At 40.3% G+C, this 19,351-nt stretch carries 19 protein-coding genes; 13 read left to right on the top strand and 6 right to left on the bottom strand.

Annotation, left to right across the window (positions count from 1 at the left end; translation table 11 throughout):
* The first annotated feature begins 1 nt into the window (after position 1).
* From AC2IP4_RS09280 to AC2IP4_RS09235, 10 genes are read left to right on the top strand one after another with little or no spacing between them, the layout of a single operon-like run.
* Positions 2-1,693, top strand: a complete 1,692-nt coding sequence (locus AC2IP4_RS09280; protein WP_375322057.1) for a glycosyltransferase family 2 protein — start codon at positions 2-4, stop codon at positions 1,691-1,693.
* Positions 1,683-3,218 (top strand): HAL/PAL/TAL family ammonia-lyase, encoded by a 1,536-nt coding sequence (locus AC2IP4_RS09275; RefSeq protein ID WP_375322058.1) that lies wholly within the window; start codon positions 1,683-1,685, stop codon positions 3,216-3,218. Before AC2IP4_RS09280 ends, AC2IP4_RS09275 begins: the two co-directional genes overlap by 11 nt.
* Positions 3,218-3,676, top strand: coding sequence for an acyl-CoA thioesterase (locus tag AC2IP4_RS09270; RefSeq protein WP_105054314.1), 459 nt, complete (start codon positions 3,218-3,220; stop codon positions 3,674-3,676). Before AC2IP4_RS09275 ends, AC2IP4_RS09270 begins: the two co-directional genes overlap by 1 nt.
* Positions 3,669-4,289, top strand: a complete 621-nt coding sequence (locus AC2IP4_RS09265; protein WP_375322059.1) for an outer membrane lipoprotein carrier protein LolA — start codon at positions 3,669-3,671, stop codon at positions 4,287-4,289. The genes AC2IP4_RS09270 and AC2IP4_RS09265 overlap by 8 nt, the downstream gene beginning before the upstream one ends.
* Positions 4,273-6,624 carry an MMPL family transporter gene (locus tag AC2IP4_RS09260; RefSeq protein ID WP_375322060.1) on the top strand — a complete coding sequence of 784 codons (2,352 nt, stop codon included), beginning with the start codon at positions 4,273-4,275 and terminating at the stop codon, positions 6,622-6,624. Before AC2IP4_RS09265 ends, AC2IP4_RS09260 begins: the two co-directional genes overlap by 17 nt.
* The gene (locus AC2IP4_RS09255) at positions 6,624-7,223 is read left to right on the top strand and encodes a DUF3261 domain-containing protein (protein ID WP_375322061.1); all 600 of its coding nucleotides are present in this window, start codon (positions 6,624-6,626) and stop codon (positions 7,221-7,223) included. Before AC2IP4_RS09260 ends, AC2IP4_RS09255 begins: the two co-directional genes overlap by 1 nt.
* Before the next feature lie 33 nt (positions 7,224-7,256).
* Positions 7,257-8,447, top strand: coding sequence for a beta-ketoacyl-[acyl-carrier-protein] synthase family protein (locus AC2IP4_RS09250; RefSeq protein WP_375322062.1), 1,191 nt, complete (start codon positions 7,257-7,259; stop codon positions 8,445-8,447).
* On the top strand, positions 8,444-8,914 hold the full coding sequence (locus tag AC2IP4_RS09245; RefSeq protein ID WP_375322063.1) for a hotdog family protein: 471 nt from the start codon (positions 8,444-8,446) through the stop codon (positions 8,912-8,914). The genes AC2IP4_RS09250 and AC2IP4_RS09245 overlap by 4 nt, the downstream gene beginning before the upstream one ends.
* An 8-nt stretch (positions 8,915-8,922) precedes the next feature.
* The gene (locus tag AC2IP4_RS09240) at positions 8,923-9,648 is read left to right on the top strand and encodes a 3-ketoacyl-ACP reductase FabG2 (protein WP_105054319.1); all 726 of its coding nucleotides are present in this window, start codon (positions 8,923-8,925) and stop codon (positions 9,646-9,648) included.
* Positions 9,645-10,880: a beta-ketoacyl-ACP synthase gene (locus AC2IP4_RS09235; protein ID WP_486310202.1), complete on the top strand. Its 1,236-nt coding sequence runs from the start codon at positions 9,645-9,647 to the stop codon at positions 10,878-10,880. The genes AC2IP4_RS09240 and AC2IP4_RS09235 overlap by 4 nt, the downstream gene beginning before the upstream one ends.
* A gap of 140 nt (positions 10,881-11,020) precedes the next feature.
* Here AC2IP4_RS09235 and AC2IP4_RS09230 read toward each other — a convergent pair whose 3' ends face one another.
* Together AC2IP4_RS09230 and rplY are read right to left on the bottom strand one after the other, a co-directional pair.
* Positions 11,021-11,467 (bottom strand): META domain-containing protein, encoded by a 447-nt coding sequence (locus AC2IP4_RS09230; protein ID WP_375322065.1) that lies wholly within the window; start codon positions 11,465-11,467, stop codon positions 11,021-11,023.
* 303 nt (positions 11,468-11,770) lie between these two features.
* Positions 11,771-12,049: a 50S ribosomal protein L25 gene (gene rplY / locus AC2IP4_RS09225; protein ID WP_130048037.1), complete on the bottom strand. Its 279-nt coding sequence runs from the start codon at positions 12,047-12,049 to the stop codon at positions 11,771-11,773.
* 241 nt (positions 12,050-12,290) lie between these two features.
* On the opposite strand from rplY, the gene AC2IP4_RS09220 reads away from it, so the two are divergent.
* Positions 12,291-12,716, top strand: a complete 426-nt coding sequence (locus tag AC2IP4_RS09220; RefSeq protein WP_486310201.1) for a cytochrome c — start codon at positions 12,291-12,293, stop codon at positions 12,714-12,716.
* A 30-nt stretch (positions 12,717-12,746) separates the two neighbouring features.
* On the opposite strand, the gene radD is transcribed toward AC2IP4_RS09220, so the two are convergent.
* Positions 12,747-14,471, bottom strand: coding sequence for a DNA repair helicase RadD (gene radD / locus AC2IP4_RS09215; RefSeq protein WP_375322067.1), 1,725 nt, complete (start codon positions 14,469-14,471; stop codon positions 12,747-12,749).
* Between the two features lie 131 nt (positions 14,472-14,602).
* Between radD and AC2IP4_RS09210 the strand changes: the two genes are divergently transcribed.
* Entirely contained in the window at positions 14,603-16,135 is a 1,533-nt protein-coding gene (locus tag AC2IP4_RS09210) for a phospholipase D family protein (RefSeq protein WP_375322068.1), read from the top strand.
* 176 nt (positions 16,136-16,311) lie between these two features.
* On the opposite strand, the gene AC2IP4_RS09205 is transcribed toward AC2IP4_RS09210, so the two are convergent.
* Together AC2IP4_RS09205 and AC2IP4_RS09200 are read right to left on the bottom strand one after the other, a co-directional pair.
* Positions 16,312-16,956, bottom strand: a complete 645-nt coding sequence (locus tag AC2IP4_RS09205) for a hypothetical protein (RefSeq protein ID WP_375322069.1) — start codon at positions 16,954-16,956, stop codon at positions 16,312-16,314.
* Positions 16,957-17,037: 81 nt separating this feature from the next.
* On the bottom strand, positions 17,038-17,661 hold the full coding sequence (locus tag AC2IP4_RS09200; protein WP_375322070.1) for a hypothetical protein: 624 nt from the start codon (positions 17,659-17,661) through the stop codon (positions 17,038-17,040).
* Positions 17,662-18,041: 380 nt separating this feature from the next.
* Here AC2IP4_RS09200 and AC2IP4_RS09195 point away from each other — a divergent pair, with 380 nt between their 5' ends.
* Positions 18,042-18,548 carry a GNAT family N-acetyltransferase gene (locus AC2IP4_RS09195; RefSeq protein WP_375322071.1) on the top strand — a complete coding sequence of 169 codons (507 nt, stop codon included), beginning with the start codon at positions 18,042-18,044 and terminating at the stop codon, positions 18,546-18,548.
* Positions 18,549-18,618: 70 nt separating this feature from the next.
* Here the strand turns inward: AC2IP4_RS09195 and AC2IP4_RS09190 are convergent, their stop codons facing one another.
* Entirely contained in the window at positions 18,619-19,272 is a 654-nt protein-coding gene (locus AC2IP4_RS09190) for a CatA-like O-acetyltransferase (RefSeq protein ID WP_375322072.1), read from the bottom strand.
* Positions 19,273-19,351 lie beyond the last annotated feature (79 nt).

The following is a 19,351-nucleotide window of genomic DNA, read 5'->3' as shown; positions in this document are numbered from 1 at the left end:
CATGACAACCTTCCGTCCTTGTTTTCTTATTCCTTGTTATAACCACGGCAAAACAGTTCCAGCAGTGGTGAAATCATTACTCAGTTTTGGTTATCCAATGTTGATTGTTGATGATGGCAGCAATAGAGAAACAAAACAGATATTAATGGATGTAGCGGCAAGTAATAAAGGAGTAACCTTAATTACATTAGCTGAGAATCAAGGCAAAGGCGGAGCTGTAATTGCAGGGATAGAAGCTGCGTATCAGCAAAGCTTCAGCCATGCGATTCAAATTGATGCTGACGGTCAACATGATTTAGAAGCATTACCTAAGCTGATTCAAGAATCACAAGCTCATCCCACAGCGTTGATCTCTGGCCAACCAATCTATGATGAAAGCGTGCCTAAATCTCGCTTGTATGGGCGCTATGTCACACATGTTTGGGTATGGATAGAGACGCTCTCTTTTGCGATTAAAGACAGTATGTGTGGTTTTCGTTCTTATCCAATAGGGCCAACTATTAGCGTTCTTGAGCGTGCTGTTTTTGGGCAAAGAATGGATTTTGATACCGAAATAATGGTCCGTATGTATTGGAATGATACAGATATCCGTTTTATCAATACACGTGTAATTTACCCTGAAGATGGCATCTCTCATTTTGATGCTTTATGGGATAACGTTAAAATCAGTTGGATGCACACTAAGTTGTTTTTTGGCATGCTGCCACGAATCCCGTCATTATTAAAACGAAAAGCCATACAAGACGATCATTGGTCGTCTCATGCTGAGCGTGGCACTATCATCGGAATGCAGTTGTTGTTGTGGGTGTATTCTACTTTTGGTCGTCGTGTTTTCTCGTTATTACTTAAGCCAGTGATGGCGTATTACTACTTACGTGGTGGCTCTGTAAAACAAGCGTCTGATGATTTTATTCAACAAGTAAATGCCTACGCTCGGGTTAAAGGCATTGCACTGCCTGACAAACTCACTCCTTATCGTCATTTAGTTTCATTTGGTGAAACTATGTTAGATAAACTGGCGGCATGGCGTGGTGATTTTTCTGAAAAGAATTTAATTGTGCATGGTACTGAGCATTATGAAGCGTTATCTCAACGTGAAAAAGGCATCGTAATGTTAGGTTCACATTTGGGTAACCTAGAGTTATGTCGTGCTCTGAGTCGTCGACACAAAGATCTTAAAATTAACGCACTGGTGTTTACTGAACATGCAGAGCGTTTTAATGCAGTAATGAAAACGGTTAATCCTCAATCTGAGGTTAATGTGATTCAAGTCAGTAAAATGGGGCCTGATACCGCTATTTTATTACAGCAAAAGATAGATGCAGGTGAGTGGATTGTTATTGTTGGTGATCGTACTTCAGTGACTAAAGAAGATCGTGTTATTTGGGCGGACTTCCTAGGTAAACCAGCGCCGTTCCCGCAGGGGCCATTTATGCTGGCTTCTATCTTAAAACAACCGGTTTACCTTATGTTTGGCTTGCGTGATGATTCACAAAAAGAGCCACGTTTTGATGTGTATTTTGAACCGTTCTCAGAACAAATTACATTACCTCGCGGTAAGCGAGAAGAAGCTTTGCAAGAAGTCGTACAAAATTATGCCCAACGATTGGAGCATTTCACACTGAAAGCACCATCGCAGTGGTATAACTTTTTTAATTTTTGGCAGTTAACTGGAAAGAAAGATGACAACTAATTCAATTACATTTGGTAAGGGACGTCTGACGATTGAAGACGTTGTTGAAATTGCAAATGGTGCTGATGCACAACTTAATAACTCTGATGCATTTACTGCTAAAATTGACCGTGGTGTTGAGTTCCTAGAGCGCCTTTTAAAAGAAGAAGGGGTGATTTATGGTGTGACAACCGGGTACGGAGATTCTTGTACGGTTGCTATCCCAATGGACTTAGTGGATGAGTTGCCATTACATTTAACTCGCTTTCATGGTTGTGGTTTAGGTGAGAACCTAGATGAACAACAAGCACGTGCGGTATTAGCGACTCGTTTATGTTCGTTATCTCAAGGAGTGTCGGGCGTAACTCATGATTTATTAAATCAAATTGTAACGCTTATTAATCATGGTATTTCACCACGAATTCCTCAAGAAGGTTCAGTGGGCGCAAGTGGTGATTTAACGCCGCTTTCTTACCTTGCAGCAGCTCTGATTGGTGAGCGTGAAGTGATCTATAAAGGTGAAATTCGCGCAACGGCTGATGTCTTTAAAGAATTAAATATCACACCAATTAAGTTGAAGCCAAAAGAAGGTTTAGCGTTAATGAATGGTACGTCAGTAATGACGGCGTTGGCATGTTTAGCCTATAAACGTGCTGAGTACCTAGCGCAAATGGCAACCAAGATCACCGCAATGGTTTCTGTTGGCATGCAAGGTAATGACTTTCACTTTGACGAAGCATTATTTGCCGTAAAACCGCATCCGGGTCAACAACAAATCGCTTCGTGGTTACGTTCTGATTTACACAACGAAACACCACCAAGAAACAGTGATCGCCTGCAAGACCGTTATTCTTTACGCTGTGCGCCTCACGTTATTGGGGTTCTTCAAGATAGCCTACCGTTCTTACGTCAAATGATTGAGAACGAATTGAACAGTGCTAACGATAACCCAATTATTGATGGTGATAATGAGCGTGTTCTTCATGGCGGTCATTTCTACGGTGGTCACATTGCCATGGCGATGGACATGCTGAAAACAGCGGTTGCTAACATTGCTGATCTACTTGATCGCCAAATGGCACAGTTAATGGATTATAAGTTCAACAACGGCCTACCATTCAACCTAACTGGCGCAACTGGCGCTCGTAAACCAATTAACCATGGCTTTAAAGCGGTACAAATTGGTATCTCAGCGTGGACAGCAGAAGCACTTAAAGGCACGATGCCAGCAAGTGTATTCTCTCGTTCAACAGAATGTCACAACCAAGATAAAGTGAGTATGGGGACCATTGCTTCTCGTGATTGCTTACGTGTTCTTCAGTTAACTGAGCAAGTAACTTCAGCTTCTCTATTAGCGGCAACTCAAGCGTTAGTGTTACGTGAGAGACAAGGCGAACTAAATAATGATGAGTTAAGTGTTGAGCTGAAAACAATGCGTGATGCGGTCTTATCTGAATTTGCTTTTGTAGATGAAGATCGCCCGTTAGAACAAGACCTACGTAATTTTATTACTAAAATTCAACAACAACATTGGACGCTATATTAATGTCAAACACTGTGATTAATGCTGATGGATCATCAACGTTGAACGTATTAAGTTCAGAAGTGTTGATCACAACTGCTTTTCAAGATGCGGACCCAATGGGCATCATTTACCACGGAAACTATTTCCGATTTTTTGAAACTGCTCGTCATGAGATGCTGAAAAAAATCGGATACAGTTATAACGATATGGTTGAATCTGGTTATCTCTGGCCAATCATTGATGTTGGTGTCCGATACACTAAATCCATACGTTACGACCACACCATTCGAGTGGTGGCAACACTGACTGAATGGGAGAATCGTATGCGTGTAGATTATGTTATCTATGATGCGGAATCTGGAGTCAGAATGACAAGAGGGCATACGATGCAGGTTGCTGTTGAGATGAAAAACGACGAAATGTGCTTTGTATCACCTAAAGCATTTACCGATAAAGTAGAGGCTTACCAGAATGCATAGCATTAAACGATACATCTCAACCTTGTTATTGTCGTTAAGCGTTTTATTCAGTGCAAATAGTTTTGCTTTTGATGTAAATGATTTACAGCAGCAACTCGCTCAGTCAGCGTTAGTACGTGGTGACTTTCAGCAAGTTAGAACGATGCAAATGTTCAGTCAGCCACTATTAACATCAGGATCTTTTTTATTGGATCATGAGAAAGGGTTGTTATGGCAACAAACTAAACCATTCCCTATTACATTGACGTTAACGCAGAATAAACTTCGTCAGTTAATAAATGGTGAAGCCCAAGTGATGAATGACACTCAAAACCCAATGGCATTCTACTTTACGCGATTATTCCTTTCGTTATTTAAGGGGGATACTGATGCGATTAAGGAAAATTTCACCTTAACGTTATCGGGCGAAAAAGAAGCATGGACGTTGTTATTAACACCAACCACATCACCGATTGATAGTGTGTTTAAATCGATCAAAATCGAAGGCGGTACTTACTTGAATCGCGTTGTGTTAAGTGAAGTTCGTGGGGACGTAACAGAAATGCTGTTTACTAAGCAATCAACCAAACCAATTACATTAACAGAAGAAGAGTTACGTGCATTTACCTTCTAACTGGTTCAAGCCTCGACAGTTTGCTTTAAGTTGGTTATTGATAATTTTAGGACTTGTTGGTCTATTTGTTTATCAAGCCAACACAAAGGGCGTTCTTCCTGTCGAGACCAATATATTAGCGCTACTGCCTGATAATCAACAAGATACGGTTGCTCAACACGCGTTTGATACCATAGCAAATACCATGAGTGATAAAGTGGTGTTTGTTGTTCGTCAAAAGCAGAATGACAATAAAAAACTCATCAATGCTGTTGAGCAATTTAGTGCTGCCTTAAAAGAGCTGCCTTTATTTGATTCTGTTACAGAAACAGTAAGTAAAGACCAGCAGCAAGCGTGGGGTCAATATTATTTTCCTGCTCGCGCTCAGTTATTAACTGAAAAACAACAGCAGCAATTAACCTCAGCACCAGAGCAACAAGTTCAACAGGTATTACAAGCGCTGTATAACCCTTTTTCGGGTGTGACAGGGCTTGAATTAGAAAATGATCCATTTCTATTATTCAGAGACTACTTGTCGGGTTTAACAACAAGCTCTGGCAACATTAAAATAAAAAATGGTTATCTCACAGTAACGGTTGATGATCATAAATACATTGTGATCACCGCCGATCTTGCTGGATCATCTTATCAACTTTCTTTACAGCGGCAATTGCCTGATTTAATGGCATTAGAGCAGAGCATACAGAAGCAATTCTCGGTTGATGTGCAGCATACTGGCGTTATCTTCTATGCTGCTCATGGTACAGAAAGTGCAAAAGGTGAGATAAGTACTATTGGGCTTGGATCTTTGATCGGTATTCTTGTTTTAGTTCTGGTCGTATACAGAAGTGCCATGCCATTAGCGCTTGCTCTATTGTCTATTACGACAGGCTTATTCTGCGCTTATGTATTAACGATTGCCTTCTTTGGTTCAATCCATTTATTTAGCTTGGTATTTGGTGCTAGCTTGATAGGTGTCTCTATTGATTATGCCTTTCATTTTTTAACTGATCGCCTGAATGCGGGTGAAAAGTGGAATTCAGCTGAGGGTATAAAACAACTTTTTCCAGCAATTACCTTAGGGCTAATCACAAGTTTGATTGGTTATCTAGGTATGCTAATTGCGCCATTTCCAGGCTTACAACAATTATCGCTATTCTCAGCCATCGGGTTAACTGCTGCTTATTTTACCGTTGTGTGTTGGTATCCGTTACTTGCAAGTAAGCCAAGTAACTATCATGTTATCCCTGCTCAACGAGCATTAAGTCAATGGTTACTTGTGTGGCAGCAACCTTTGCTGCGATTAGTGTTGCCATTAAGCTTATTAGTCGCTGCTGTTTTTGGGGTTACACAAGCAAAGTACGATGATGATATTCGTCAACTTCAAGCTTTACCACAAGCGCTGCAGCAACAAGAAAGAGAGATCAAAAGCATTACCGGTGTTGGGGGATCTCAACAATTATTATTGGTTCGAGATAACTCAGAAGAAGGGCTGTTACAGAAATTAGAGACAATCTCACATGAGTTGGATCAAGAACAGGGGTTTGGTGGGTTTCAATCTATCAGCCGTTATGTACCTTCGCAAAAAACACAGCAAGCAAATTACCAACTGGTTAATGATTTATACCGAACTCAAGCGAGTACTTATCAGGAAGTAATACAACAAAAGAAAGCATTGCCCCAATTACAACCATATAACGCGCTTACGATTAAAGGGTTTTTAGCATCTCCAATTTCAAAGAGCGTAGGTTTCTTGTGGCTTGGGAAAATTGATAATGTATTCGCATCTGTTATTACCTTTAATCAAGAAGTTGATAGCGCAGCATTAAGTGATTTTGCCCAAGATAATGGCGTCACTTACCTTAATAAAGCAGAAGAGATTTCTACTTTGTTTGCTCAATACCGACAACGAATCACTGAACTGTTATTGATGGCCTACCTTGCGATATTCTTACTGCTTCTACCTCGTTATAAACTAAAGCAAGCTTTCTTAATTGTCTTACCACCTTTTATTGCTGGGTGTGCAGGATTGGCGGTTACGGTATTAACGGGAGTGCCATTAAACTTATTTAACTTACTGGCCTTAATGTTGATATTGGGAATAGGGATTGATTACACCCTTTTCTTTGCTGAGCAGAATAAGCAAGGAGATCACTCGCACAGAGAAAGCACGTTATTAGCGATTTCATTATCAGCGCTAACCACCATCCTTTCTTTTGGGCTATTAGCATTAAGCGAAACCCAAGCAATACACAGTTTTGGTATCACAGTATTAACAGGTATCATTGTGGCTTGGTTACTCGCACCATTAAGTCAGTTACCTCTGTATCATTTACCTAATAGAAGAGAGAAATAATGATGAACCAACGTGCAGTACTTCGTTATTTTAGCGTCTTTATTTTGTCGTTTATCGTGATGGGATGTACATCAAAACCGATTAAACAAGCTAATCAAGTAGAGGTTGCTCAACGTAAATTTATTACGCTTCCTCAACCAGCTCAATATGGCAGTGATTTATCATTAAGTCAGTTAATCTCAGTAGAATTTCAAGGTAAGAAACAACAACTTCCTGTTCAATTGCAACTGACAGGTAATGACCTTGTTCTCGCGGGTTTTGCTTCATGGGGCTCACGATTACTTAGCTTAGATTATGATGGCTTAACATTAGATACTTATGTTATGGCTGGGCTTTCTGAGACATTACCTCCACCAGAGCAAGTTTTATTCAATGTTATGATTACCTTGTGGCCAATCGAGTCTTGGCAGGCATCATTAGATAGCATTGGGTGGAAATTAAGTGAGGGTGATAATCATCGAATTTTGGTTGATGAAACAGGTAAAACGGTATTAGATATTCGTTATGATTCAATTAAAAATAAGTTTGATGGTGACATTTTGTTAACCAGTCCTCATTTAGGTTACGTCATTAAAATTAAAACGTTTTCACATTCATAGAAGCGCAAACTCAAAGAATAATGGATAAATAAAATGAGTGATTTCCCTGTATATATTCATGCCTGTGGTTCGCATTCAGCATTAGGTAAAGAGACAAGTGATATTCATCAGTCTCTTAGTGGAAATAAAGCCCCATCAATGAGAGCAGAAGGTGGGTGGTTAAATGATGGTAAATCGACTGTTGTTGGCAAAGCAGAAGGTGAGTTGCCAGAAGTACCGTCGAGTCTATCTGGATTTAATACCCGAAATAACCAATTAGTGCTTTCAGCATTGCAGCAAATAGAACCTCAAATCCAAGAAGCTAAGGCAAAGTACGGCGCGGATCGTATTGCTGTTGTTGTCGGGACAAGTACGTCGGGGATCTCTGACGGAGAAATTGCACTGAGTGAGAAATTGCAATTAGGAGCTTTCTCTGCTGGTTACCACTGTCGTAAACAAGAATTAGGAAACCCTGCTGAGTTTGTTGCTCGATATTTGGATCTTTCTGGCCCTACGTATGCAATCTCAACGGCGTGTTCTTCTAGCGGTCGTGTCTTTTTATCGGCAAAGCGATTATTAAAATCAGGCTTTGTGGATGCGGTTATCGTTGGTGGTACAGATACGTTATGTAAGTTAACGCTAAACGGTTTTAATAGCCTTGAAGCGTTATCAAATACGCCTTGTTTGCCATTTAGTCCGAATAGAAAAGGGATTAATATCGGTGAAGCAAGTGCGTATATGCTACTAAGCGCAGAGCAAAAAGACTCCGATGATCCCATTGCTCTATTAGGTGCAGGTGACAGTTCAGATGCGCATCATATATCAGCACCTCATCCAGAAGGAAAAGGCGCAATAGAAGCGATGGAGAAAGCTTTAAAAGATGCAGGACTTCATGCTACGGACATTGGCTACATTAATGCTCACGGTACAGCGACACCATTGAATGATGCAATGGAATCTAAAGCGGCTAATGCGGTCTTTGGTTCTCAAACACCAATCAGTTCCACTAAGCCATTAACCGGGCACACGCTAGGGGCGGCTGGTATTATTGAGGCTTCAATTTGTTGGCATATACTCAAATTCAATTTAGCATTACCTGTGCAAATCAACGATGGTAAGATTGATCCTGAATTAGCCGAGATTAACTTAGTTCAAAGCCAGAGTTTAGAAAAGAAAGCGATCATCAGTAACTCATTTGCTTTTGGTGGCAATAATATTAGTTTAATTTTTGGGTATCATTCATGAGCCATATTCCTGATTTAATCGACCTTTTGCCTCATGATACGCCATTAGCGTTAGTTGATAAGTTGATTGATGTTCAAGAGCTGTCTATTCACTGCCAAGTCATTATTAGTGATAAGAACGTCTTTTTTAATCATGAAACCAACACGATTCCTGCATTGGTAGGCATTGAATTTATGGCACAAAGTGTCGCTGGATGGTCTGGTTATCATGCGTGGAAAAAAGGCAATAAGTCCCCAATAGGCTTTTTGCTTGGTAGTCGAAAATATAAAGCAGAGTGCAGTGAATTTCAGCAAGGCGACACACTCGACATTTTTGCAGAGCAAATCTTAGAGAATAATGGCATGGCGGTATTCAGTTGTTATATTGAATGTAATAGCCAGCAAATAGCATCAAGCCAATTAAACGTATTCGTGCCAACAGAAGAAAAATTAGAAGAGCTTTTAGCTCCTAAGCAAGACAAGCAGTAGAGGGAATCATGATGAGACAGGTATTAGTGACCGGAGCCAGTAAGGGGATTGGTCGCGCAATTTCAGAACAGTTAGCAAAAGATGGTTTCTTTGTGGTTGTTCACTATATGAGTGATAAAGCCGGAGCTGAACAAACATTAGCGACAATTGAAGAGAACGGCGGCGCAGGTCGCTTAATTCAGTTTGACATTAGTGATCGTGTTCAATGTCGACTTATGCTTGAACATGACATCGAAGTGAATGGTGCGTATTACGGCGTTGTGAGTAATGCGGGAATTACTCGTGATACCGCTTTTCCTGCAATGACAGAAGGAGAGTGGGACAGCGTTATTCATACTAACCTAGACAGTTTCTACAATGTTCTTCACCCTTGCGTGATGCCTATGGTTCAAAAACGTAAAGGTGGCCGTATTGTCACGTTGGCATCAGTGTCTGGTATTGTTGGCAACCGTGGTCAAACCAACTATAGCGCCGCTAAAGCAGGCGTGATAGGTGCAACTAAGTCCCTTGCATTAGAATTAGCAAAACGAAAAATTACAGTAAACTGTGTCGCTCCAGGTTTGATTGATACCGGTATGGTTGATGAACATGTAAAAGAGCATGCATTACCGCAAGTGCCATTACGTCGAATGGGTGATCCTGAAGAGGTTGCAGGGCTTGTTAGTTACCTAATGTCAGATGTTGCGGGTTATGTGACTCGCCAAGTTATCTCTATTAATGGTGGTTTAGTATGAGTCGTCGTGTTGTGGTAACTGGCATGTCGGGCGTAACAGCGCTAGGCAGCGATTGGAACACCGTAGGCGAAAACTTGCGTAAGTGTGAAAATGCCACTCAATATATGCCAAGCTTTGAGGTTTATGATGGCCTTAACACTAAGCTTGCAGCACCGATTGATAACTTTATTTTACCAAAGCATTACACTCGTAAAAAGATCCGCTCAATGGGGCGAGTGTCATTATTATCTACTGTTGCTTCTGAGCAGGCGTTAGAGCAAAGCGGTTTGATTGGTAATGACGTTCTAACCAATGGTCAAACAGGTATTGCTTTTGGCTCATCAACGGGCTCAACTGATGCCGTAGGCGCTTTTGGGGTCATGCTAAGCGAGAAGAGTACTAAAGCGATTACAGCAACAACTTATGTGAAAATGATGCCTCACACCGCTGCGGTAAACGTAGGTTTATTCTTTGGCTTACGTGGTCGTGTTATCCCAACAAGCAGTGCGTGTACTTCGGGTAGCCAAGCGATTGGTTATGCGTATGAAGCCATTAAACACGGTTACCAAACTGTAATGGTTGCAGGTGGTGCAGAAGAGTTATGCCCAACAGAATCAGCCGTATTTGATACATTATTTGCAACTAGCTTAAAAAATGATGAGCCTAAAACATCGCCAAGTCCATATGATAAAGATCGAGATGGTCTAGTTATTGGTGAAGGCGCAGGTGCACTAGTACTTGAAGAATACGAGCACGCAAAAGCACGTGGTGCGACGATTTATGCTGAATTGATCGGTTTTGCAAGTAACTGCGATGCAGCTCATGTGACACAACCTCAAATGGAAACCATGCAATTATGTATGGAAATGTCACTAAAAGATGCGAACTTATCTCCAGAACAAATTGGTTATGTGTCAGCGCACGGTACAGCAACTGAGCGTGGTGATATTGCAGAGAGTACAGCAACAGAAAACGTATTTGGCTCATCAATGCCAGTTAGTTCATTGAAATCCTACTTTGGTCATACACTTGGTGCTTGTGGAGCGATTGAGGCGTGGTTATCGATCGAGATGATGCGTAACAATTGGTTTAGCCCAACACTGAACTTAAATAACGTCGATGAGCGCTGTGGTAAACTAGATTACATTACAGGAACAGGGCGTGAGATTGATTGTAATTATATTATGAGTAATAACTTTGCGTTTGGTGGTATCAATACATCGCTTATCTTTAAGCGTTGGACTGAAGATTAGAAATAACAAACAATAAAAAACCGGTGAGGGGAATTCACCGGTTTTTTTGTATCTTCAGATTGGTTAGATCGAAGATAGATTTATACCAATGTAACTAATTAGATCAGATAATTAGTGGAATTGGTATTAACACAACTTGATTAGTTTACCCAATCACGCAGTGTGAAAGTTAGCTCATGCTCTTGACCTTTAAGGATCAAGTTTTCTTTAGTCAGTGTAATGTCGCTCCATGTAGATAGAGTACTAGACATAACTTGTTCAGTTGTCATTACATCGCCCATACACATCTTCATTGTCATTCCCATTTTCTCAATGCGGAATTGACCTTCAGCGTTTAACTCACCTTGACCAAAGAAGTTGTTACAGCCAGCGTTACCATTAGCTGTCATTTTCTCACCAATTTCAAGACGTGGAGCTTCCATTCTTTCAGGAGTAGCGATGTCTTTACCATCAACTTGCGTTAACTGCCAGTTGTGGTGTTGAAGCATGTCAGCAGAAACTTGAGCGTCAGCCATTAGATTATCGCCATTGCTTGCACATGCAGCCATTAATACAGGTAGAGATACAGCCATTAATAATTTTTTCATTTTAACTCCTAACTGGTTTATGAAGTTTAACTTTTTTTAATACACCGAAGTATAGAAGAGAATACCCCAATATTGTCAGTAAAACGTAAAAAACACTGTTCAATTACTGTTGTCTTATAATTTAGAATACAAAATGAGAAGGGGATCTTAGTTTTTAAGCAGAAGAGAATTGGGAGATTCTATAATCGTGTGCGTCAGATAGATTAAAGCCCTGATACTGGTAATATCAGGGCCTTAAAGGGGCTGTTATTTCAATTGGTAAGAAAGAAATAACATAATGCAAAAGAATAAAACAGACTCGAATTAGATGCGGATGAAGTCCATGTGCTCAACTTTAGGCTTAAACGCGTGACGTTGAACGTCTTGCGGCTTAACCTTAACAGTAGCGCCATTGATTACTAGCTCAATTGCTTCGTAAAACTCAGGCTTATCCATTTGGTTGATGATATCACTGTGGATTAGTTCGATTGATACTGGAGCTTCTGTGCCACCGTAAACGATTGCAGGGAATTTACCAGCGTGACGAAGGCGGCGGCTCGCACCCTTACCTTGTTCAGTACGTACTACTGCTTCAAATTTCATAGTCTTTACTCTCAAAATAGTAAAATAAAAAAATGCCATTAAGCTTAGCGACCTAACTTAACAGACTTTCGTTTCGAAAAACGAGCGCGAATAGTACCACCCCATTATTTATCTAACAACCTATTTTCGTGTGTTTTAAATAGTATTTTGGTAATGTAAAGAAATTGCTGTTAAATAGAGCGTCGCGGCATGTAATATTAGTGGATGGTGGATTGATAAAGAAAAACGAATGGAGGCAAATATGAAAAAAATAGGGATAATTACGTTATTTTCTTTTTCCGTAATAGCAGCGGATTACACTAAAGAGATAGAGACTCGACAAGATAATTTTCAGCACCTCGATGCAACGATTGATTTATTAGATGATGTGTTTGATAAAGAGGTGCTAGATTGGAATGAAATCATGCCACTTGCCCAAAGTGCTCACTTAACGGTTGAAGAGCAAAAGACGTTGTTTCCAGAAGGCAGTGCAGATAACAGCCGAGCACGGACTAAAATTTGGGTCCAAAAAGCAGAATTTGAAGCTAAATTTAATACGCTATCGCAGCAATTTATGTTAATCAGTGAAGCCGCAGTAGAGCAAGATGACGTTGCAGCACGAGCCGCGCTTGATAAGGCGTTCTCTCAGTGCCGCTCTTGTCACATGAATTATCGTTCGCTGTGGTAATTTTCTAGATAATACCAATCATAATTCAAATTACTCTTCAAAGATTTTATCGCGAATAGACCAAAACTTCCCTTGTTTACGAGCAATCACAAAACTCGGTGGACGAAAACGGTGTTGGTTATTCGCGATTTTTATTGCCGTTGTTTCTTCAAATGGACGGTGTCTATCGACCAAATGAGGGCGCACAAAGTTATTCAAAAATAATTGCTTCTGTTTTTTAGTCGCCATTTGCCACACTTCATGCAGTTCAGAATCATCATCACCTAAATAAGTTACTTTAATTTGTGGTTTATCGAATTGGTTTTTTCCTGCGGTAAGCGTCAAATCAATACAGTTGAGAATTCGAGCGTCTTTTAATTTGAGCGCTTCTTTTAGCTTTTTATCTGGATCAACTAAGATCGCATCACATTCATGGCAGATACGTGCTGCAATATCATTATCTGCACCACACTCGTTACAGTATTTGGCTCTAAAGCGATAGCCACACTCTTCACGCGTGCCTTCATCATCTTCGAAATAACCTTGGCAGCGACGACCAAAATGCTCAAGTAAAAAGCCATTACTGTCTAACTTCCCCCAAAAGTTATTATTAAAACCACAGGCAGGACAGGGAATAGTAATGATTTCACTGTTGCTATCAGGTTTAGGGTCACCAACTTCTGGTTGGTAGAGATCGTAACAATTCCCTGCGTAATCTAAAATCGTACACTCTGTTTTTCCTTCCGCTAAACGCAACCCTCGACCAATGATCTGTTGATACAAACTGACGGATTCGGTTGGACGTAAAATAGCAATTAGATCGACATGAGGCGCATCAAAACCAGTAGTTAACACTGAGACATTAACTAAAAATTTGGTTTGTTGTTTCTTAAAGCGCTGAATGATCGCATCACGTTCAATGATTTTAGTATCACCGATCACCAATTCAGATTGCTCTGGTGGTAATAAAGAAAGAATTTCTTGAGCATGGCGAACTGTGGCAGCAAAGATCATCACGCCTTTTCTGTCTTTGGCGTACTCCACTATTTGCTGAACAATTTGTGGGGTGGCGCGTTTGGATTCTTCAATCACCAAATCCAATTCTGATTCTTTGTATTTACCGGTAGAGGCTGGCTTTAATTGCGAGAAGTCATAACTTAATACTGGGGCATCTAAGAGTTTTGCTGGCGTTAAAAAGCCTTCATCCAATAAGTACTGAATAGGCAATTCAAAAATGCAATCACGGAAAAAACGAGGCGTATCAGTTTTGACTTGTCCACGGGTGTGATATTGGTAAATCCAACCAATCCCTAAACGATAAGGGGTAGCGGTTAAACCGAGCACCTTAATACCTGAGTTTTGGGTTTGTAAGTGCTCAATCACTTTACGGTAACTGGTGTCTTTGTTATCAGGCACGCGGTGGCACTCATCTATTACTAATAAGGAAAATTGATCCTTAAACGAATCAAGATTACGCACCACAGATTGCACCGAGGCAAACACCACTTTCTTATCGTTTTCTTTACGACCTAGCCCTGCTGAAAATATAGAGGCTTCTTCACCATAGCCTTCATATTTCTCATGGTTTTGCTCAACAAGCTCTTTAACGTGAGCAAGTACCAACACACGACCTTTTGCTATTCGTGCTAATTCAGCTATCACCAAACTTTTTCCGGCACCCGTAGGCAGCACTAACACCGCAGGCGTTGTGTGTTTTCGGAAATAATGGATAACGGCTTTAACAGAATCTTGTTGGTAAGGTCGTAATGTATACATGGATATATAAACAGTGGTTAAGGAAAAAAAGCATCATATCAGAATATATAAGATTACTCTTTGTTTTCTTGCTAAGATTACGGCAGAGATAATCAGGATTGATTACTAAAAATTAAAAGGAAGTTTAATAAATGTCAGTGCTTCAACGCATTAATATCACCCTATTTTTCGTCGCTATTCTTTCGGGGTGTGGTTCACTTCCTGATGGGATTGAGCACGCTAGCGAGCAAGCAGTAGCACCGATAATAAGTTCTTTATCTGAATTAAGAGATACATCGATACCTAAAAAAACGACACAAGAAACCAGTGCCGTTTTAATACAAGATGCAGGGTGGGATGCCCTTGCTCAACGGTTAGCATTGATTGAAACCGCAGAACACACCATTGATATTCAATATTACATCTGGAATTCAGACACATCAGGCCATTATCTGGCGAGTCGTTTATTAGCGGCGGCTGATCGGGGCGTAAAAGTTCGCGTTATGCTTGATGACATCAACTTAAACGAGCGTGAAGATCTATTGATTGCGCTTAACTCACATCCTCAAGTCGATATCCGTATATTCAACCCTATTCCAACTCGTCGTGGTGTTACCAAGTGGGTGAACTTCTTAGGGGATTTCTCTCGTCTAAATCGTCGTATGCACAATAAATCGTTTACCGTTGATGGGGCTTTCTCTGTGGTGGGTGGGCGTAATATTGGTGATGAATATTTTGATTTGTCTGAAGAGATTAATTTTCGTGATCGCGATGTATTGGTGATGGGCTCAGTGGTCGGTGATATTCAAACCAGTTTTGCAGAATATTGGGACAGTACTTGGTCTTACCCTGTTGATTTATTGGGTAAGGCAACATCACCAGAACAACCCGTATTGGATGAGATAGCAGCGCCAATTTACACAAATTATCCAGCGTTACCTGAGGGCAATAAAACCGCCTATCAGTTCTTAGAAGAGCTAACAGCAAAGATGACTTGGGTGAATGCGCATTTTGTGTCTGACCGACCTGTTCCTTTAGATAAAGATAACACCAGTGAGCCAAAAGCAACGGCGAAAGCGCTCGCAAAATTAGCCAGTAAATCAGATAAAGAAATCTTATTAGAATCGGCGTATTTAATTTTTGATGATGCCCAATTAGAAGGATGGCAAGAATTGGTTAGTAAGGGCGTTGAGATAAAAGCGCTAACTAACTCAATGGCATCGAACGATTTAACCACCAATCATTCAGGTTATGCAGGCCGCCGTAAAGATATGCTTGAACATGGTATTCAGCTATATGAATTAAAACCAGAAGCTGGGTTATGTGAAGAATCGACCCGTGACATTACCAAATGTGCGCCAATATTACCTTATGGACTTCATGCCAAGTCTGCTGTTTTTGATGATCGTATCGCGAGTATTGGCTCTTTTAACTTCAATTTACGCTCAACTTACCTGAATACAGAATCCATTCTTATCATTGAAGATCAACAAATAGCAGAGAGCCTTGCTAGCGATATAGAACATGCAATGGATGATGAAAACAGCTGGCATTTGAAATTGCAAGAAGGCGAGGTTCGTTGGTATTCAGGCGATAAAAGCTGGGAAAAAGAACCAGAAACTGGTCGATGGGAGCGTTTTGAATCTCAGTTTTTGCAGTTGCTACCAATAGAAAAATATCTATGATAGGAATCGACGCCTTAATCTAATCACATTTTGATTTGAGTATCCCCAGTAAAGGATAATGAACTTATTATCGTTTGTTGGGGATCATTTATTGTTCTTATTTAAAGAACGATGTTTCCGAGGCTAACTTTGCGATACAACCGAACCTAAATATATTTGAATTATGAGTTCGTACTTTAGAACGAGACTCGCCCACCGACCGTCCAGTTATAATTTGTATCAGTCATTCCATAGTAAGACTTGTTAGGGTTAAAGGAGGATACTTTTGCATATGGATAGACATGCCAAATAGGGCGCATAGTACCAATCGACAGTTCCAGTTCACTTGCTTGTCCTTTGTTAAAATCAAGCATGTCGGATTTGTCATCAGCATAATGGTATTCAAATCTACTACTAATATAAGCATGCTGAAAGTACTTAGCACCTGAGATATAGGTTGAGTACTTATTCGCATCATCAACAGTAATCCAGGTAAAACCATTGCGTACAAATTCGCTTGTTACTCCAAATTTAGTAGAATACCCATCGAAGAATCGAGTGGCTGATAACTCAACAAAGTGTGTTTTAGTTTTAACTCCATCTATACCAGCCAGTTCCTCTAGTATCCAGTCATCTTTTAGACCGTATTCATAGTAAGACGCTAACTTCCAGTTTGAGTTAACAAACGCATGGTAGCCAATGCCGACGCCAACCCAGTTCTCGTTATCGCCACCAATATATAAATAGGTATTTTGAGTTACCGCTGCAGTAACTCCAACTTCTACGACATCCTTTTCAATTGATAAATCAATTCCAGCAAGTGCTGAAGTGCAGAACATCATTGTGCTGCAAATAATTGAAATGGTTTTCATTTTTTAGCCTAGAAAAGGGGCCCCTAGCAAAGTGCTAGGAGCAATACAGGATTAGTTTAAGCGAGAGCGAATTGAATCACGGATAGAGTTACGGTCTATATTTGGGCTAGTATTTTCCATTAAAGGTCTTAATCCACCTTGAACCGAGTCACCACTAATCACGATGGATTGACCGTCAAAAAAGACGGAAAAATCACCTTCATATTTTCCTTGTCGAACAATCTCAACACTGTATTCCTTACCATCTTGGTCTTGGACTAACATTGTTTGTCCGTGCCAGTTTACGTTCTTAATAACGAATATATTGCCATTTGTATCTGTAATAGTACTTCCTGAAATGGTATAGCCAGCTTCAGGGCCATTATCGATTGGCGGCATTTCAGGGCCACCCCATACAGGAGGTAAACGATCAGGTGTATTCCCTGTATCTAATCCCCAACTAGGCGTGTTATCAATGTCTGGGATAGACGGTGTTGGAAGACCAAAATCAGGGTCAGCAACTCCCCAATCAGGCGTATCACCCAAATCTAGCCCCCACTCTGGAGAGTTATCTATATCTGGGATGACAGGATTACCCGGATTCGTTTGTCCTGAATTACCTGAGTCACTAGAAGAAGAGCAGCCAGATAACAATAAAGAAGCTGAGACCATAATTGTTAAAATAGATTTATTCATAATGCATTACCTAAAGTCTTATCAAAATTCACTGGCTATAAGCATTAGTCAGTGGGGAAAATAATCACCTTTCCATTGGTACAGTGACAAAGACTTTGTGGGCACGTTAACAACCTAATACCCAGAACAAAAATCAAAATCACGGCTATTTGCAAATCCATGCTAGCTATTTGTTGGGGTCATTATGGTAATTTGAGGTGAATAGGACTAATGACGATTACTTCTTTTGATTATAAGTAATACTTATTATTTTTTTAAATTTAATCTAATTGATAACTTTTTATAGGTGTTGTTTTATTTAAGTCGGTGAATCAATCTTCAAAGTATTGCGATCTTTTTTTTGTAATAGCTTTACAAAGCACCAATTAGGAAAAACTAAAATGAAAACACCTTATCAAATTCAATACGACACTTTCGCAGTAGCAGGAGGTCTTTATGATGAAAGACACGCAAAACTGTATGCTGAATTTGCAGATAACCTAATTGCAGACGGTAGTTTTTCTATTGTTTATGAAGGCGTAGCGCATGCTTGTTACACCCCAATTACAATAGATACAGCACCACATCTAAAATGTTATGTATTAGCCCCTTTGGCGGTATTACCTGAATACCAAGGGCAGCGATACGCTTCTAAATTAATGGAAGAAGCTGAGAAACAATTGGACGCAGATGTCATTTTTGTTATGGGCGAACCGTTCCATTATGGCAACCGTTACAATACGCCTCACAATGTCCTTCCTCCTGTAAAAACACTAGCGCCGTTAGAGTGTTGGTTTGCTAGAGAATTGACCGTTGGAGCATTAGATGGTGTTGGTGAATCAACATCCAGTGTTAAAGGAGCGTATGCAAATCCACTAATGTGGGGACATCCTAGCGAGCAAGTATGATGAATTGGGGCGCTGAGCGTTCCAATTATCTCTCCATCTAAATACCTTTCTGCATAAATAAAGCGTCTCTTTAATCAAGCAGTGATGGATTATCAAACATCGCTTGTAATGTTTGTATAAATTGCCCCACGTGTAAACCATCCATTAAACCATGATGCACTTCAACAGACAGTGGCATACGCCATTTTTCATTTTGTTGAACCAATTTGCCAAATGCCATTTTTGGCACACTGTCAGGGAAATTAACGTCTCTAGCATGAGTCATACTAGTGAAATCTACCCATGGCAATACGGTTAAATGAATCGTGTTCTGCTTCATTTCTTGGCCAATGAACTGCTCTACAATAAAAGGCGTATTTTTAATCCGAGCTTCAGCGTTGGTGGCACTGGTGGTAAAGTCAGCAAACGTAGGCTCATGGTCTAAATCGCAAAAACGTACCGTATTATCATCGGCGAGTAGCGCCACACTGACACACATAGGTGAGTAAATGCGAACTTCTTCACCCATAAGGCGATAGCTCATCGGTTCACATTTATTTAGCGCTTGCTGAGTTAGGTAAAGATAAGCATGAAAGAAGCGATGATTATGCTGCTTACAATATTGGCGCAGTGCCGTTACATCGATATTAGAGCAGATGTTATACCAAGGATGGCTAAAACCTTGATAAAATTTTAAATGTTGAGCTCGCACCCATTGGCTGATATCTAGCACTTCATACGCCATTGTGATTTCCCTATAGAGTTCACTGATTTTGGTTGGGCTGATTCTATATACCAAATCGACTTTAAGATATATTTGAATG

Source organism: Aliivibrio thorii, from assembly GCF_057368585.1.
The sequence above is the reverse complement of the archived record's forward strand: the minus strand, read 5'-3'. Positions and strand labels throughout refer to the sequence as shown.

Coding starts and splice junctions, on each gene's coding strand:
- AC2IP4_RS09195 (WP_375322071.1), top strand. CDS start 18,042: ATGAAAACACCTTATCAAATTCAATACGACACTTTCGCAGTAGCAGGA.
- AC2IP4_RS09230 (WP_375322065.1), bottom strand. CDS start 11,467: ATGAAAAAATTATTAATGGCTGTATCTCTACCTGTATTAATGGCTGCA.
- AC2IP4_RS09205 (WP_375322069.1), bottom strand. CDS start 16,956: ATGATGTTCTGCACTTCAGCACTTGCTGGAATTGATTTATCAATTGAA.
- rplY (WP_130048037.1), bottom strand. CDS start 12,049: ATGAAATTTGAAGCAGTAGTACGTACTGAACAAGGTAAGGGTGCGAGC.
- AC2IP4_RS09275 (WP_375322058.1), top strand. CDS start 1,683: ATGACAACTAATTCAATTACATTTGGTAAGGGACGTCTGACGATTGAA.
- AC2IP4_RS09240 (WP_105054319.1), top strand. CDS start 8,923: ATGATGAGACAGGTATTAGTGACCGGAGCCAGTAAGGGGATTGGTCGC.
- AC2IP4_RS09265 (WP_375322059.1), top strand. CDS start 3,669: ATGCATAGCATTAAACGATACATCTCAACCTTGTTATTGTCGTTAAGC.
- AC2IP4_RS09220 (WP_486310201.1), top strand. CDS start 12,291: ATGAAAAAAATAGGGATAATTACGTTATTTTCTTTTTCCGTAATAGCA.
- AC2IP4_RS09245 (WP_375322063.1), top strand. CDS start 8,444: ATGAGCCATATTCCTGATTTAATCGACCTTTTGCCTCATGATACGCCA.
- AC2IP4_RS09270 (WP_105054314.1), top strand. CDS start 3,218: ATGTCAAACACTGTGATTAATGCTGATGGATCATCAACGTTGAACGTA.
- AC2IP4_RS09280 (WP_375322057.1), top strand. CDS start 2: ATGACAACCTTCCGTCCTTGTTTTCTTATTCCTTGTTATAACCACGGC.
- AC2IP4_RS09210 (WP_375322068.1), top strand. CDS start 14,603: ATGTCAGTGCTTCAACGCATTAATATCACCCTATTTTTCGTCGCTATT.
- AC2IP4_RS09250 (WP_375322062.1), top strand. CDS start 7,257: ATGAGTGATTTCCCTGTATATATTCATGCCTGTGGTTCGCATTCAGCA.
- AC2IP4_RS09190 (WP_375322072.1), bottom strand. CDS start 19,272: ATGGCGTATGAAGTGCTAGATATCAGCCAATGGGTGCGAGCTCAACAT.
- AC2IP4_RS09200 (WP_375322070.1), bottom strand. CDS start 17,661: ATGAATAAATCTATTTTAACAATTATGGTCTCAGCTTCTTTATTGTTA.
- AC2IP4_RS09255 (WP_375322061.1), top strand. CDS start 6,624: ATGATGAACCAACGTGCAGTACTTCGTTATTTTAGCGTCTTTATTTTG.
- radD (WP_375322067.1), bottom strand. CDS start 14,471: ATGTATACATTACGACCTTACCAACAAGATTCTGTTAAAGCCGTTATC.
- AC2IP4_RS09235 (WP_486310202.1), top strand. CDS start 9,645: ATGAGTCGTCGTGTTGTGGTAACTGGCATGTCGGGCGTAACAGCGCTA.